Here is a 16486-nt window from a genome sequence, read left to right as displayed (position 1 = left end):
TCAATACCCTTTTATTTCGCTTTGAGTTATGTAGAATATTATAGCGACTTCCATAGAATTATGATGAGAATGAAAAGTTGTTAATGTACAAATTTATCCTGACATGGTACACTAGGTGCGCTGTATCAGAGATTCTTTAAATGGAATTATCCTGAAATAATGAAAACCAACACTTTTTAAGGAGATATAAAACATTATGAAATTAGGAATCGTGGGATTACCGAACGTTGGTAAGTCAACACTTTTTAACGCAATAACAAAGGCAGGAGCTGAGTCTGCGAACTATCCTTTCTGTACCATCGAGCCGAATGTCGGCGTAGTAGCAGTACCGGATGAGCGCCTCGACAAGCTGGCTGCACTTTACAACTCACAGAAGATCACACCCGCAGTTATCCAGTTTGTGGATATCGCAGGACTTGTAAAGGGAGCTTCAAAGGGTGAAGGACTCGGTAACCAGTTCCTTTCAAACATCAGAGAGACAGATGCCATCGTTCACGTGGTTCGCTGCTTCGACGACGGCAATATCGTGCACGTTGACGGTTCAGTTGATCCTATCAGAGACATAGAGACCATCAACCTGGAGCTCATCTTCTCCGATCTTGACCTTCTTGACAGACGTATGGCAAAGACCAAAAAGCTTGCCAACAACGACAAAGACGCAAAGGCTGAGTACACACTTCTCGAGGAGCTTCACGCACACCTCGAGTCAGACAAGCTCGCCATCTCCTACGACTCCGGTGACGACGACAAGAACGCCTTCGTAGATTCCCTCGACCTCCTCACCAGAAAGCCTGTAATCTATGCGGCTAATGTTGACGAAGATTCCGTTGCTGACGATGGCGCTTCCAATGCTTACGTCCAGAAGGTTCGCGAATATGCAAAAACCAACAACTCCGGAGTATTCGTAATCAGTGCCAGAATCGAAGAAGAAATCGCAGAACTCGAAGACGACGAAAAGGCTGAGTACCTTGAGAGCCTCGGCATGACAGAGTCCGGACTCGACAAGATCGTCCGCGCATCCTACAGCCTCCTCGGTCTCATGTCCTTCCTGACAGCCGGCGAAAAGGAAACCAGAGCCTGGACCATCAAAGTGGGAACCAAAGCCCCTCAGGCAGCCGGCAAGATCCACTCCGACTTCGAAAGAGGCTTCATCAAAGCAGAAGTCATAAACTACCAGGATCTCCTGGACTGCGGCTCCACTTCCGCCGCTCGTGAAAAAGGTCTTGTCCGCATGGAAGGCAAGGAATATGTCATGCAAGACGGTGATGTAGTTGAATTTAGATTTAATGTCTAAAGCATTTTGCCTTCTTTCGAAATTTCCGGAGTTTGATTAATAAGGGTGAACTCAGTAGAGATTTGAGGTATAGCGCCTTGCTACATTCCGAACTTCCTGTAGTTTAAAAAGTAAGCTTAGAAGCAGTAAAGTGTACAAAGCACTTTGCTGCTTCTTGTACTTCTTGACATAAATGCGATTTTAGTAAAGAAAGCAATGCTTAAGACTATTCTACTACCGCCTTTCGTAAAGTGAGGAAAATGGAAGGGATGTGTGGCTAGGCTTGCGAACCTTATCAGCGTTTCGTGAGAAATGCTGATGCCCCCAGGCGACGAGGCTGTTTCGGCGTAAGCCGAAATCAAGCGAAAATGCCTGCGCGTAGCGCATTTAAATGGCATTTTCTCCTTATTACTTCGTGAGCCGTCACGCGTCCCTTCCATTTTCCGTACCATTTCAAAAAACGGTGGAGGGAAATCCCATAGTTTTGGGATTTCCCTCCACCGTTTTTTTTGCAATTTTTACCCCAAAAAAAGATACTATTCTTACCTTCCCACTTTCCCCCACCGGCAAACGCGAAGCGAAGCCGCGAACCCGCCGCCCCGGAATCCCTCCCTAAAAACTCGCGAAATTCCGCCAAAAATCTCTAAAATTTTCGAAAACTCCCCATTAATACAATTAAAATTCCCCAGAAAAAAAGAATAAATTAATATAAAAATCCCATAAAAAATCATTATAAAATTCTGGAATCTTACCCCCATTATTACGGTATCTTAGCTTGACACCCATGGTAAAAAATTGCATTATATTTATAGAAGTGGTAGAAAGTGGTAGAAAGTGGTAGGAAAGGGATATGTCATTTACAGGAGAATATCACCACAACCTAGATGCCAAGGGCAGACTTATTATTCCCGCCAAGTTCAGAGACCAGCTCGGAACGGAGTTCACGGTTACAAGAAGCTTGGACGGATGTCTTGCCATGTATGCAGCTAAGGAGTGGGAAATCCTTGAAAACAAGTTAAATGCTCTTCCTATGACAAATGAGAAGGCCAGAGGCCTTAAAAGATTTCTCCTCGGTTCTGCCAACACCTGCGAGTTAGATAAGCAGGGAAGGATCCTTATTCCACCGGTTCTCAGAGACAAAGCGAACCTCGATAAGGACATTACATTACTCGGCGTGGGAGACCACATTGAGATATGGAACGCTGATCTTTACAACGAAAAGTACAATTTTGATGATGAGGAAGCTCTTGAAGCCGACTGGGAAGGCCTTGGTATCTGATGTTTAAACATTATTCCGTTCTTTTACATGAAACAGTAGATGGACTTAACATTAAACCGGACGGAATCTATGTAGACGGAACCCTGGGCGGCGGCGGACATGCATCACTTGTCTGTGAAAGATTATCATCGGAAGGAAGACTTATCGGTATAGATCAGGATAAGGATGCCATAGCGGCAGCAACAGAAAGACTGAAGGACCACAAGGACAAGGTCACCATAGTTCGAAGCAACTACGAAGCCATCGACAAAGTGCTTCAGGATCTTTCAATCAGCAAGGTCAATGGTATCTACCTCGACCTCGGAGTTTCAAGTTATCAGCTTGACACCGCGGAGAGAGGCTTCAGCTACAGGGCGGATGCGCCGCTGGACATGAGGATGGACGACAGAAATCCCATAACTGCAGCTGATATTGTTAATGATTACACTGAGTCTCAGCTCTTTCACATGATCAAAAACTACGGGGAGGACAGATTTGCACAGAATATCGCAAAGCATATCTGTCAGTATCGTGAGAAGAAGCGCATAGAGACAACATTTGAACTGTCAGAGATCATTTCGGGAGCCATTCCCGCAAGGATCAGGGCAACCTCGGGACATCCCGCAAAGAGAACTTTTCAGGCGATACGTATCGAACTGAACCGGGAACTGGATGTACTTGAGGATTCCATAGACAAGATGATCGATGCCCTTGAGGAGGACGGAAGACTTTGCATCATCACCTTCCATTCTTTAGAGGACAGAATAGTAAAAAACAAATTCCGCACAGCCGAGAAGCCGTGCGTTTGCCCGCGGTCGTTTCCGATCTGCACCTGCGGAAGGAAATCAAAAGGCAGAGTTATCACCAGGAAGCCGATACTTCCAAGTGAACAGGAGCTTTTGGAAAATTCAAGATCCAAGAGCGCAAAGCTCAGAATTTTCGAGAAACACACAGAATCATAAAACGGACAGCAGAGTTTACGGCATGTAGACATAAGCATCCGGCAGAGATAAAGAAAACTGAGACTACTAAAACGGACAGTGTGGTTTACAACAGGCAGACATCAGCAGCAGACAGAAACAGGAAACACAGAGACTTGTAAAACGGACAGCATAGTTTACAACTTGCAGACATTAGCATCAGACAGAAACAAAGGGCACCGGCCGAAGGACAGCCTTTGGCCATGGATTGGTCGCACAGCCAGGGATGGCTTTTATATAGTTCCTGTTATATGCGGTAAGAGGGGCCGTTAGGAATTTTGGGGAGGAGTAGTTATGGCACGAGTACGTAAGGGTGCAGCGACAACATCTGGAATAGCCAGAACTTATGTGGATGGAAATACTGTACGTAAGGTACAGGAAAGACGTCAGGAGGCGCTGCGTCAAAAGCGTAAGCAGCAGAAGGCCCTTGAGCGTGAAAAGATATTACAGGATAGAGAGAAGCAGTACAGAGCCCAGCAGGAGAGACTCAGAAACAAGACAGTGGAGATGGATGCACCATTCATCGCGACTCTTACGATTGCTCTTACGTGCACGCTTTTGATGTGCTTTTCTTACATCCGCCTGCAGACAAATATAAATACGAGGATTCATTCCATAGAGCTTATGAAGCAGCAGCTTGATCAGCTTAAGTCCGAAAACGATGCTCTTCAGAACAGTATCGATACTTCACTGGATCTTGACAGGATTTACCGTGTTGCAACTCAGGAGTTAGGTATGGTTTATGCTGATGACAGTCAGACCATAGTATATGATAAGACTGAAAGCGAGTACGTAAGACAATATGAGAACATCCCAAAATACTGATAATGAAAGAAAAGTAAAAAGGGGAAAGATTCTTTCCCCTTTTATGCAGAGAAAGCTAGCCGTCACACTTGGTGTGATAATGCTAGCTTTAATTGCCCTTATCGTGGCGATATACATGCTGGTGAAAAATAACAGCGAGGAGTATAATAAGATAGTTCTTTCACAGAGACAGGCGTCCTATGACTCCCGTACCATTCCTTTCAGACGCGGAGACATCATGGACAGGAACGGTACAGTGCTTGCCACAAGCCAGAAGGTATATAATCTTATCCTGGATCCCAAGGTCATCCATTCCGGTGAGGGAGACAGATATGTGGAGCCTACTATTCAGGCTCTGGTATCCTACTTTAGTTATGATGAAGGTGAACTACGGACACTCATCAAAGAGAAGGCTGACAAGTCTTATGTTAAGTATAAGAAGGAGCTTTCCTATGATGAAAAGTCGGGGTTTGAAGAGTATATCAAAAATCAGAACGCTACTTATGTGAAAAAGGGTGAGAAGGCCCGTGTCCGAGGCATATGGTTTGAGGACGAGTACAAGCGAATGTATCCCTACGGCTCACTCGCCTGCAATGTCATCGGTTTCTCCAGCGCTGACGGTTCTGTGGGAACCGGAGGTGTGGAGCAGTATTATAATGAAACTCTCATGGGGATCAATGGCCGTGAGTACGGGTATCTGGACAACGATACAAAGCTCAAGTCTGTCCTTAAGGAGCCGACAGACGGTGAGACTGTGGTCACCACCATCAATACAAATATTCAGATGTCCCTTGAGAAGTATCTCAATGAGTGGCAGAATGACGACGTAGGTTCCAAGGTGGCAGGTGCCATCGTTATGGACCCGAAGACCGGTGAGATCCTTGCCATGGGTTCCACCAACCAGTTCGACCTTAATAATCCGAGAGAGCTGGATGAGTCAAAGTACACAAACTCTGATCTCATGGAGCTTGGAAGAAAAGAGGCAGTGGGAGTTTATAAAAGACAGAATCCCGATGCAGAAAAGATTTCCGTGGATGAGGTTGGAAAGTATTTCTCAGAGGATGAAATCCTTTCCTTTGGTAAACAGGTTGCCTGGAACCAGGTATGGAGAAATGTTGTGATCTCCGATACCTATGAGCCGGGTTCAACCGCCAAGTCCATTACTCTTGCGGCAGCCCTTGAAGAGAGAGCCATTACTCCTTCAACCACCTTTAACTGTGAAGGCTTCATAGCTCTCAGCGACGGTATCCATACCTGGAGAATCCGCTGCCATAATCATAACGGTGACGGCATTATCGACGCACAGACAGGTCTTATGAGATCCTGTAATGTTTACCTCATGAACACAGCATTTGCACTTGGGGCCGAGAATTTCGTTAAGTACCAGCATATTTTCGGTTTTGGAGAAAAGACCGGAATCGATCTTCCTGCTGAAGCTGATACTTCAACTCTTGTTTATCCGGCAGAGGGTCTCGGACGTACGACTCTTGCCACAAACTCTTTCGGTCAGAACTACAACGTCACCATGGTTCAGATGGCTGCGGCTTACTGCAGTATCGTGAACGGCGGTAATTATTATAAGCCTCATGTGGTTAAGCAGATTCTTAACGGAAACGGCACAGTGATCCAGGATGTGAAGCCTGAGATACTTAGAACCACCTGTTCAAAGTCTACCAGTGATTTCCTGAGGGAGGCTCTGTACCAGACCGTTGAAGGCGGTACCGGTACCAAGGCGAAAATCCAGGGCTATCACGTAGGCGGAAAGACCGGAACAGCGGAGAAGATCCCCCGTTCCGCAAAGAACTATCTTGTTTCCTTTATTGGCTTTGCGCCGGTTGAGGATCCACAAATTGTTGTATATGTTATAGTAGATACTCCGAATCTTGTGGGTGAGGCACAGGCTACGGCATCTTTTGCGATCTTCATAGAAAGAAAGATCATGAACGATGCCCTTCAGTTCCTGAATATCCCTCCTGTAAGTGATACTGATCCGGAAGACAGCATTAACAAGAAGCTGTCGAACAGTTCAGAGGGTATTTCAAATGAAGCTATGGGGGAGCAGGTGACTACCGGTTCAGATGCTGAGAACGAGGGCGGAGAGTCCGAGACAGCCGAAACTGATGAAGAGGGTAATGCCATCGTCCGTACTCAGGCACCACCCGTTACCGATGAGGTGATCTCCGGTGATGATGAGGGCTTCGAGATCCCCGACGCGGTTCCGAACAGCGGTGAGGAGACGGGAGAAGCTGAGGAAGCAGAAGATTAATCAGGCAGAAATGTCATTATAATAAGACTTGAACTCAAGGGCTGTGCTAATGCCTGGGTTTCAGGGTTTCAACAATTAAAGTGAAGAGTTTGGAGCTATTTCAAACTTATTTGGTGGGTCAGATACAAGTCAGGATAAAATCAGACTTGTGTTTGACTCATGGAGGTTAGTGTGAAAAATACTTTTCATCACTATTTGTGCCGCCGACCAAAGGTGGCGGAATGGAGATTAGTATGTATCTTGATCTGGTAATATCGGTATTTTTGGGCTTTCTGATAGTTGCAGCTGTCATGCCCTTTGCCATACCCGAGCTTCATAAGCTGAAGTTCGGACAGCAGGTTCGTGACGACGGACCTGAGTCACATCTTAAAAAGCAGGGTACGCCCACCATGGGAGGTATCGTTTTCGTACTGGCCATAACCATTGTAAGTGGTATTTATGCGGTACGTTATCCGAAGATCCTTCCTGTACTGCTTCTTACAGTGGGTTTTGCAATCGTTGGCTTTATAGACGATTATTTAAAGGTGGTTAAGCACCAGTCCGAGGGCTTCAATCCGAAACAGAAATTTGCCTGCCAGTTTGTATTCACTCTGATCTTCGGCATATATCTGTACCTTTCTCCGGATTACAGAAATCTCATGAGGGTTCCCTTTACGGATTTCTATCTGGATCTGGGATGGCTCTATGTTCCTGCACTTCTTTTTATAGTGCTCGGAACAGACAACGGTGCCAATTTTACAGACGGCATCGACGGACTTGCAAGCTCCGTTACGGCAGTTATAGCGATGTTTATCGCCTTTGTCAGCATGTTCAAGGGCGATGGAGGACTTGTACCCATTGCAGGCGCGGTTTGCGGCAGCCTTTTCGGCTTTTTGGTATACAACAGTCATCCGGCAAAGATATTCATGGGAGATACCGGATCTCTCGCTTTAGGTGGTTTTGTGGCGGCGGCTGCATTTGAAATGGAAATCCCGCTTTTTATACCGTTTTTTGCACTGATTTATCTCGTGGAAGTACTGTCAGTCATTATTCAGGTGACTTATTTTAAGGCAACTCATGGTAAGCGTATCTTCCGAATGGCACCGATACACCACCATTTTGAGTTGGGAGGATGGTCTGAGACTAAGGTCGTGACAGTGTTTACAATAATTACGATATTGCTTTGTCTTATTGCTGCACTTGGGATGTAAAGAGTGAGTGAATCAGGGTTTAATGCTGACTGCCTGCGGGCTGAAGGATGCCTTGAAGGATTCCTGTACATCAAAATGAGATAAGATTAAGCGTGAAAAATTAGGCGGGGTGAATAGTATGAAAAGTCGGAAGGTGCTCGTGCTGGGCACGGGAAAGAGCGGGATCTGTGCAACAAAGCAGATCCTTAGTCTGGGAGGAGAGGTTATCCTCTATGACTCAAATGCGGAGCTTGATAAGCTGCAGCTCCTGAAAAATTTTGACAAAAAAGCACAGGTTACTGTTATAGCAGGTGAGCTGAAACCTGCGGATCTCATACAGGTGGATCTTGCGGTTATAAGTCCGGGAATACCTCTTGACAAGCCATTTGTGAAAATGCTTGATACAGCCAAGATCCCTATCTGGGGTGAGATAGAGCTGGCATACCAGTCAAGCAAAGGAAAGCTTTGTGCGGTAACCGGAACAAACGGAAAGACAACTACGGTATCTCTCATCGGAGAGATCCTTCAGGAAGAGTACGCGGATACGCATATTTGCGGAAACATTGGCAACCCTTATACAGCGGAGGCCCTTGAAACAAAGGATGATTCTGCCACTGTTCTTGAGGTAAGCTCCTTCCAGCTGGAGACGATCATGGATTTCCATCCACATGTTTCCTGCATTACCAACATTACCCCGGATCACCTTGACAGGCATAAGACCATGAAGAATTATGCGAGAGTCAAGGAGGATATAGCCCTCAATCAGACAGAGGAGGACTATATTGTTTTAAATTATGACGATCCGGAACTTAAGAAGTTTGGAAAGAGAAAGTCGTTAAAGCCGAAGGTTATCTGGTTCAGTACTTCACATATACTGAAACAGGGATTATATTATAAAGAACCGAATATCCATTATGTTAATGACGGAACCGATGAGGTTCTTCTGGATGTCCATGAGACAAATCTTCTGGGAGCGCATAACTATGAGAATATCATGTGTGCCATTGCCGTATGCATGCATATGGATGTTCCCATGAAGAAGATTCTGAAGGCGGTTAAGAATTTCAAGCCGGTTGAGCACCGTATAGAATTTGTGAGAGAAAGAAACGGAGTAAGATATTATAATGACTCCAAGGGCACAAATCCTGATGCTGCAATCAAGGCACTGCTTGCCATGCCGGGACCTACGATTCTTATCGGAGGAGGTTATGACAAGGAGATACCGTTTGATGACTGGTGCAAGCTTTTCGAAGGAAGAGTTAAATATCTTATACTCATAGGTCAGACCAGAAACATTATCGCAGACTGCGCTAAGAAATACGGTTTCACCAATGTTGTATTTGCGGAGGATATGGAAGAGGCAGTGAAGGCCAGCGCGGCATATGCCGAGGCCGGAGACTACGTGCTTCTGAGCCCTGCCTGCGCATCCTGGGGTATGTTCAAGAACTTCGAGGAAAGAGGCCGCATCTTCAAGGAATGTGTGAATGCGCTCTGAAGAGCAGACTCGATTGGTCAGAGGGGGAATAATATTTGGGAAAGAAAAAGAAAATAAAACACTTCTTTGACTTCAGTTTGATGTCTACGATCATATTCATCACAGGATTCGGACTTCTGCTGATGTACTCGGCATCGGGCTACAGTGCACAGAATTCCATGAATGACGCAATGTATTTCCTGAAGAGACAGGCAATCTTTGCAGCGGGCGGCGTAGCATTTATGCTGGTGGTGTCCTTTATAGACTATCATCTGTATGCCAAATTCAGTATACCTATCTTTGCGGCTGCCTGCCTGCTTCAGATCGGAACGCTGGTTATCGGAGTTGCTTCCCATGGATCCGCAAGATGGATCAACCTTGCGGGAGTCAGATTCCAGCCTTCGGAGGTCACGAAGGTTGCGGTTATCATCATGCTGTCAACATTGATAACGAAGAGAATCTACCATATGCATGAATGGAAAACCATTTTCCAGGTTGCTGCAGTGGGAGTACTTCCGGGAGTTTTCATTGCCATATCAAATCTTTCAACGGCTATGATCATCCTGGGTATAACCTTTTTCATGTTATGGATATCAAGTAAAAAGGTGGTTCCCTTCATTGCGGCAGGTGTGGCGGGAACCGCAGTTTACATTTTTGCCTATCCTGTGGCGAGACTCCTGCAAAGATTGAACATCCTTCAGGAGTATCAGCTTACGAGAATTTTTGCCTGGAAAGACCCTTCCAGCTATGCGGATGAAACCTTCCAGACATTGCAGGGACTTTATGCCATAGGCTCCGGAGGAATCTTCGGAAAGGGTCTCGGTGAATCGGTTCAGAAGTTCCTCATGCCGGAGGCGCAGAATGATATGATCTTCACCATCATCTGCGAAGAGCTGGGACTTTTCGGAGCAGTGTCCATCATACTGATCTATGCCTTCATCATCTACAGACTCTATGATGATGCAAGAAATGCCAGAGACCTTTTTGGTTCAATGCTTACCATCGGAATCATGTGCCACGTTGCACTTCAGGTAATACTCAATATTGCCGTTGCCACAAATACGATTCCGAACACCGGTGTTACACTTCCTTTCATAAGCTACGGAGGTACTTCACTCCTTATTCTGATGGGAGAGATGGGAATCGCACTTTCGGTGTCGAGACAGATAAGACTGGAAACATGATATTGAATAAATGAATACAGTGGACTTGGTTGGACCCGGGGGGGACGGGTCCAACCCTCAGGTCTGCAAAAGAAATAAACGCGATGTTGTTGAAATGACATCGCGTTTTTGTATAATTTAACGTATGAAAAAAGATAGATTTGATAAAGACGATTATTTTTACGAAGATGAATATGATGAAGGCTACGAGGACGAATACAGCTACGAGCGGGAAAAGAAAGCAAAGCATATGATCCTCGGAGGATTTGTGATCATCATACTTCTTGTGGCAGTGATACTTGCAAGTGCCAGGATAAAGACCATTAAGGTTATAGGAAATAACAAATACACCAGTGAGGAGATGGTGTCCAAGGTCTTTTCCGATCGATGGGATACGAATGCATTTTATTGTTTCTGGAAGGACAAGACAAAGCCGCATAAGCAGATCCCTTTTGTCCAGAGATATGATATCAACTGGGAGGGACCGCTGGATGTAAGCATTACCGTGTATGAGAAAAATATAGTGGGATATGTTGATTACATGTCAAGCCATATGTATTTTGATAAGGATGGTATAGTTGTGGAGTCCACAACAGAGAATCTTGAGGGCATACCCAGGATAACGGGACTTACCTTCGGATCCATAGTTCTCTACAAAGAGCTTCCGGTTCAGAATATGCATGTCTTTAATGACATACTGAATCTTACGGGTTCTCTCAGTGATAATGAGATCAAATGTGACGAGATCGCATATGATGAGCTTCTGAATGCTACTTTAAAGATGGGTGACATCCAGGTATATCTCGGAAGCAACAAGGATATGGAAATGAAGATATATACCCTTAAGGATATACTTCCTAACCTTGAAGGCATGAAGGGTACGCTTAATCTGTCGGATTACAATGAAAGTACCGATCATGAGAGCTATATTTTCAGATCATCGAATTAAGAAATATTGTCATAAAAATGTAAGAAATAAGTGAAAAAACCTTAGGATAGAAACGCGTATCGGCGTGCTAAAATCTGTTAAGCTATTGATAATAGTTAAATAAATATGTATATTTAATTAGGGTGTATGACCGAACTAGATGAGATTTGGAAAAATAAGCGTATGTGGTCATGCAATTTCAAGCTACATTATGGGATGATATAGTGTTGAAGGAGGAAGATTATGCTTGAGATCAAACTTCCTGAGTCAGAGGCAGCTGCAAGAATTATCGTTGTTGGTGTTGGTGGCGCAGGTAATAACGCGGTGAATCGCATGGTGACTGATGGCATTGTCGGCGTTGAGTTCATCGGCGTTAATACAGATAAGCAGGCCTTACAGTTCAGTCAGGCACCAACTACAATGCAGATTGGTGAAAAGCTTACAAAGGGACTTGGCTGCGGAGGCAGACCTGAGGTTGGAGCCAAGGCAGCTGAGGAAAGTTCAGAAGATATAACTTCTGCTTTACAGGGCGCAGATATGGTATTTGTTACCTGCGGTATGGGAGGCGGAACCGGAACCGGTGCAGCTCCTATCATTGCTAAGATTGCAAAGGATATGGGTATCCTTACTGTCGGTGTAGTAACAAAGCCTTTCCGTTTTGAAGCTCGTCAGCGTATGCAGAATGCTATCAAGGGTATCGAGCAGCTTAAGGAATCCGTTGATACACTTATCGTTATTCCTAATGACAGACTTCTTGAGATCGTTGACAGAAGAACTACTATGCCGGATGCACTTAAGAAGGCAGATGAAGTTCTCCAGCAGGCTGTTCAGGGTATCACAGACCTTATCAATGTTCCGGGTCTTATCAATCTTGACTTCGCCGATGTATCTTCAGTTATGAAGGACAAGGGTATCGCTCATGTCGGTATCGGCGCAGCAAAGGGTGATGAGAAGGCTACTGAGGCTGTTAAGATGGCTATTTCATCTCCGCTCCTTGAGACAACTATCCAGGGCGCTACAGATGTTATCATTAATATTTCAGGTGATATCTCTCTCGTTGAGGCAAACGAGGCAGCTTCTTATGTAGAGGAGCTTGCAGGTGATAATGCAAACATCATCTTCGGTGCTATGTATGATGAGAGCGCACAGGATGAGTGCAAGATCACAGTTATCGCTACAGGTATCCAGGATGAGAATGCAACTGCATCAGTTTTCGATGCTCCTAAGGAGAAGACAGTTGCACCTCAGGCTGCACCACGTCAGGCGGTTCCTGTTCACCCACAGACACAGGCGGTACAGCCTCAGAGACAGCCTATTCCAAGCTTTCTCAACACACAGGCTCAGTCTGTAGGATATACAATGCAGAATCAGGCTGCACCTTCTGTGCCGACTCCTTCAGTTGCACCTCAGGTTCAGCAGCAGGCTATGCCAAGCATGGAGCCGGCTCCTTCAGTTCAGCCAAGCTACCGTCCTCAGCAGAACAAGGATCTGTCAATCAACATTCCTGAGTTCCTGAGAAACAAGAGATAAAGCTGATTTAATCTTATTATGGATTAAATGACAGAAGTATCCGATAAAACGAGGATATAAAAGGTATATATTGGGAAAATAAGAGACTATGTCTTTACGGCATAGTCTCTTTTATGTTAAGATGCAACGCGGAATAAAATAGTTTGATGTATAAATAATGGAAATCAAAGGTGGAGAGTTATATATGATCCGCCCGGGATACCTAAGGATACATTTATATTTGGAGAAGACATGGCAAATTTAAAAGAAGAGATTGAGAAGAGACGTACGTTCGCGATCATTTCACACCCGGATGCAGGTAAGACAACATTAACAGAGAAGTTCCTTCTTTACGGAGGTGCTATCAACCTTGCAGGTACCGTTAAGGGACGTAAGGCGACCAAGCACGCAGTTTCAGACTGGATGGAGATAGAGAAGCAGAGAGGTATTTCCGTTACTTCTTCAGTGCTTCAGTTTAATTACGGAGATAAATGTATCAATATCCTTGATACTCCTGGTCACCAGGATTTCTCAGAGGATACCTATCGTACACTTATGGCTGCCGACAGTGCCGTCATGGTTATCGATGGCGCAAAGGGTGTTGAGCCCCAGACCATCAAGCTTTTCAAGGTCTGCGTAATGCGTCACATTCCGATCTTTACTTTTGTAAATAAGTTTGACCGTGAGGCCCGTGATCCCTATGAGCTTCTTGATGAGATTGAGAGTGTTCTCGGCATTCACACCTGTCCTGTTAACTGGCCAATCGGCTGCGGACGTAACTTCAAGGGCGTCTTCGACCGTGAGACAGAAACTGTCGAGCTTTTTACTGCCAATGCCGGCGGCACCAAGGCTGTTGAGGAGCAGGATGTAAAACTGGATGATCCTAAGTTAAAGGATCTTGTGGGCTTTGAATATTATGACAAGCTTCAGGAGGATCTGGAGCTTCTTGACGGAGCCTCTGACGATTATGATCAGGAAAGAGTAAATAAGGGAGAGCTTACACCTGTATTCTTTGGTTCAGCTCTTACAAACTTCGGTGTAAGAACCTTCCTTGAGCACTTCCTGAAGATGACATTACCACCTCTTCCCAGAAGCAGTGATAAGGGTGTCATCGATACAGTGGATGAGCAGTTCTCAGCCTTTGTTTTCAAGATCCAGGCCAATATGGATCCAAAACACAGGGATCGTGTCGCTTTTATGCGTATATGTTCCGGCGAATTCGATGCCGGAATGGAAGTTAATCACGTGCAGACCGGACGTAAGGTGAAGCTCAGCCAGCCTACCCAGATGATGGCGGATGAGCGTAAGATAGTTGAAAAGGCCTACGCCGGAGACATTATCGGAATTTTCGATCCGGGTATTTTCTCCATAGGTGACACCCTGGAGCTTTCAAATAAGAAGTTTGCTTATGAAGGAATACCGACCTTCGCACCGGAGCACTTCGCAAGAGTCCGTCAGGTGGACACCATGAAGCGTAAGCAGTTCCTGAAGGGTATTTCCCAGATCGCCCAGGAGGGTGCTATCCAGATCTTCCAGGAGTACAACACCGGTATGGAAGAGATCATCGTCGGCGTTGTAGGTGTGCTTCAGTTTGAGGTTCTCACCTTCCGTCTCAAGAATGAGTACAATGTTGAGGTTAAGCTCGATATGCTGCCATACGAGCATCTGCGTTGGGTTGAGAACTATACCGAGATAAACATTGACAAGATTCAGGGAACTTCCGATATGAAGATCGTAAAGGATATGAAGGATCGCCCGCTGCTGCTGTTCGCACATGAGTGGTCTGTTGGCATGGTGCTTGACAGAAATAAGGATCTCAGGCTTACTGAGTTTGGAAAGAACTAAGAGGTATAAATATATGAACGAATCAGTAAATAAGTGGATAGAGGAACATTTAGACAATCTTATAGAGGATCTGAAGGATTTTGTTTCTATTAATTCTGTACAGGGGTCTTATGAGCAGGGAAAGCCTTTTGGAGACGGTCCTTTTGATGCCCTGAACTTTGCTATTGATCTTTGTGACAAATACGGTTTTTCAGTTAAGAATTACAACAGCTATGTGGGAACCGCGGATTTTGATCCGGAGCTTCCGAGAAGCCTTGATATGCTTGCACACTGTGATGTGGTTCCCGCAGGTGAAGGCTGGACGGTTTCAGAGCCTTTTAAGCCTGTAGTAAAGGACGGAAGGATCTACGGACGCGGAACCTCCGATGATAAGGGACCTCTTCTTTGCGCGCTCTATGCAATGCGCGCCATCAAGGAGTGCGGAATCCCTCTTAAGAAGGGTGTTCGTCTCATCATGGGCTGCGATGAGGAGACCGGTTCCACCGACATTGAAAAGTACTATGCAGTGGAGCCTGAGGCAGAGATGACATTTTCTCCGGATGCGGAGTTTCCTCTTATAAATATAGAAAAAGGACAGTTCAGAGCCGGAATCGTAAAGAGCTTTGCCGAGTCTGAGACATTACCGCGACTTGTTTCACTTGAAGCAGGGGTGGCTGTTAATGCTGTGCCCCAGAAGGCAGTCATCAGACTTGAGGGTCTCGATATGAATCTTGCAGAGGCTCCCATGAACGAGATCGCAAAGGAGTGCGGAGTGACCTGCGAGCAGACCGGTATGAACGAGATAACAGTTATCGGTGAGTCTGCTCATGCATCAACTCCGGAGCTTGGAAAGAATGCCGGTATCGCAGCACTTATGCTGGTTGCAAAGCTTCCTCTCCCCGAGTGTGAGCAGTTAAAGGCTATAAAGAATGTGCTTAAGCTGTTCCCTTACGGAGTTACAGATGGCTCCGGCCTCGGAATAAAGATGTGCGATAAAGAGTCCCACGACCTTACCTGCACCCTTGATATGTTCCATATCACAACCACTAAGCTTGATGTGAAGTTCGACAGCCGCACACCGGTTATGGCAACCAAAGAGAATTGTGAGGACGTTGCCGGAAAGAGCATTGAGGCACTGGACCTTGAGTTTGACAGCAATGGAATCGTTCCTCCTCATGTGGTGCCTTCTGATTCAGAGTTCGTTCAGAAGCTCCTCAAGTCATATGAGACAGTGACCGGTCTTAAGGGCGAAGCCATGGCCATCGGCGGCGGTACCTACGTTCACGAACTAAAGAACGGCGTAGCCTTTGGTGCAGTCCTTCCGGGTGTTGACACCCGCATGCACGGTGCCGACGAGTTCTTCGACCTGGACAACATCGTGATTGCTACAAAGGTGTATGCAGAGGCTATCATGGAGCTTTGCTCGTAAGATCAAGGAGCTTTGCTCGTAAGATTACAAAAGACATTCTAAGATTCCAAACAGGAATCCTTTAACATATCCCGATACTTATTCACAGTTTACTGATGAGGAAGTATCGGGATTTCAATTAAGGATAATATTAAGAAGCCATCGTAGTGACAATTCTTGTGGTTTCATGACCGTAATTTAATAAACGGCGATGTCAAGCCGGTGTGATAATTTCTTCTTGACTTTTCTATTTAAATACTGTATATTAAACAAGTCGCGCGGAGGTGCTGAAATTGGCAGACAGGCAAGACTAAGGATCTTGTGTCCGGTAGGACGTGTGGGTTCAAGTCCCATCCTCCGCAGTAGAGAGCAACAGGCTGGTTCTGGTGCTCTTTTTTTTATCGTGGCCTAGGCGCTGAATGAATCTCTT

Annotated in this window: 12 protein-coding genes and 1 tRNA gene; all 13 read left to right on the top strand. The window is 45.5% G+C overall.

Going from position 1 to position 16486, the window contains the following annotated elements; translation table 11 throughout:
- Positions 1 to 196: 196 nt before the first annotated feature.
- The 13 genes from ychF (at position 197) to G625_RS0105045 (ending at position 16418) form a co-directional block, all read left to right on the top strand.
- Complete coding sequence (gene ychF / locus G625_RS0105110) at positions 197 to 1294, top strand: redox-regulated ATPase YchF (protein WP_029200251.1); 1098 nt, start codon at positions 197 to 199, stop codon at positions 1292 to 1294.
- Between the two features lie 829 nt (positions 1295 to 2123).
- Positions 2124 to 2552 (top strand): division/cell wall cluster transcriptional repressor MraZ, encoded by a 429-nt coding sequence (gene mraZ, locus G625_RS0105100; RefSeq protein WP_029200249.1) that lies wholly within the window; start codon positions 2124 to 2126, stop codon positions 2550 to 2552.
- Positions 2549 to 3493 carry a 16S rRNA (cytosine(1402)-N(4))-methyltransferase RsmH gene (gene rsmH, locus G625_RS0105095; RefSeq protein WP_029200248.1) on the top strand — a complete coding sequence of 315 codons (945 nt, stop codon included), beginning with the start codon at positions 2549 to 2551 and terminating at the stop codon, positions 3491 to 3493. Before mraZ ends, rsmH begins: the two co-directional genes overlap by 4 nt.
- A 312-nt stretch (positions 3494 to 3805) precedes the next feature.
- Positions 3806 to 4336 (top strand): hypothetical protein, encoded by a 531-nt coding sequence (locus tag G625_RS0105090; RefSeq protein WP_029200247.1) that lies wholly within the window; start codon positions 3806 to 3808, stop codon positions 4334 to 4336.
- A gap of 79 nt (positions 4337 to 4415) precedes the next feature.
- The gene (locus G625_RS18455; RefSeq protein WP_242826595.1) at positions 4416 to 6581 is read left to right on the top strand and encodes a peptidoglycan D,D-transpeptidase FtsI family protein; all 2166 of its coding nucleotides are present in this window, start codon (positions 4416 to 4418) and stop codon (positions 6579 to 6581) included.
- A 233-nt stretch (positions 6582 to 6814) separates the two neighbouring features.
- Positions 6815 to 7771, top strand: coding sequence for a phospho-N-acetylmuramoyl-pentapeptide-transferase (mraY, locus tag G625_RS0105080; protein WP_029200246.1), 957 nt, complete (start codon positions 6815 to 6817; stop codon positions 7769 to 7771).
- Positions 7772 to 7889: 118 nt separating this feature from the next.
- Complete coding sequence (murD, locus tag G625_RS0105075) at positions 7890 to 9245, top strand: UDP-N-acetylmuramoyl-L-alanine--D-glutamate ligase (RefSeq protein ID WP_029200245.1); 1356 nt, start codon at positions 7890 to 7892, stop codon at positions 9243 to 9245.
- Positions 9246 to 9280: 35 nt separating this feature from the next.
- Positions 9281 to 10408, top strand: a complete 1128-nt coding sequence (locus G625_RS0105070) for an FtsW/RodA/SpoVE family cell cycle protein (RefSeq protein ID WP_029200244.1) — start codon at positions 9281 to 9283, stop codon at positions 10406 to 10408.
- A gap of 124 nt (positions 10409 to 10532) precedes the next feature.
- Positions 10533 to 11336: a cell division protein FtsQ/DivIB gene (locus G625_RS18450; protein ID WP_242826594.1), complete on the top strand. Its 804-nt coding sequence runs from the start codon at positions 10533 to 10535 to the stop codon at positions 11334 to 11336.
- 222 nt (positions 11337 to 11558) lie between these two features.
- Complete coding sequence (gene ftsZ, locus G625_RS0105060; RefSeq protein WP_029200243.1) at positions 11559 to 12845, top strand: cell division protein FtsZ; 1287 nt, start codon at positions 11559 to 11561, stop codon at positions 12843 to 12845.
- Between the two features lie 231 nt (positions 12846 to 13076).
- Positions 13077 to 14669, top strand: a complete 1593-nt coding sequence (locus G625_RS0105055; RefSeq protein WP_029200242.1) for a peptide chain release factor 3 — start codon at positions 13077 to 13079, stop codon at positions 14667 to 14669.
- 13 nt (positions 14670 to 14682) lie between these two features.
- The gene (locus tag G625_RS0105050) at positions 14683 to 16077 is read left to right on the top strand and encodes a Sapep family Mn(2+)-dependent dipeptidase (RefSeq protein WP_029200241.1); all 1395 of its coding nucleotides are present in this window, start codon (positions 14683 to 14685) and stop codon (positions 16075 to 16077) included.
- A 257-nt stretch (positions 16078 to 16334) separates the two neighbouring features.
- Positions 16335 to 16418, top strand: a tRNA-Leu gene (locus G625_RS0105045).
- Positions 16419 to 16486: the final 68 nt, after the last annotated feature.

Origin of the sequence: Oribacterium sp. NK2B42 (assembly GCF_000424445.1) — a bacterium.
GTDB lineage: Bacteria > Bacillota > Clostridia > Lachnospirales > Lachnospiraceae > Oribacterium.
This window is presented reverse-complemented; position numbering and strand designations above follow the sequence as displayed.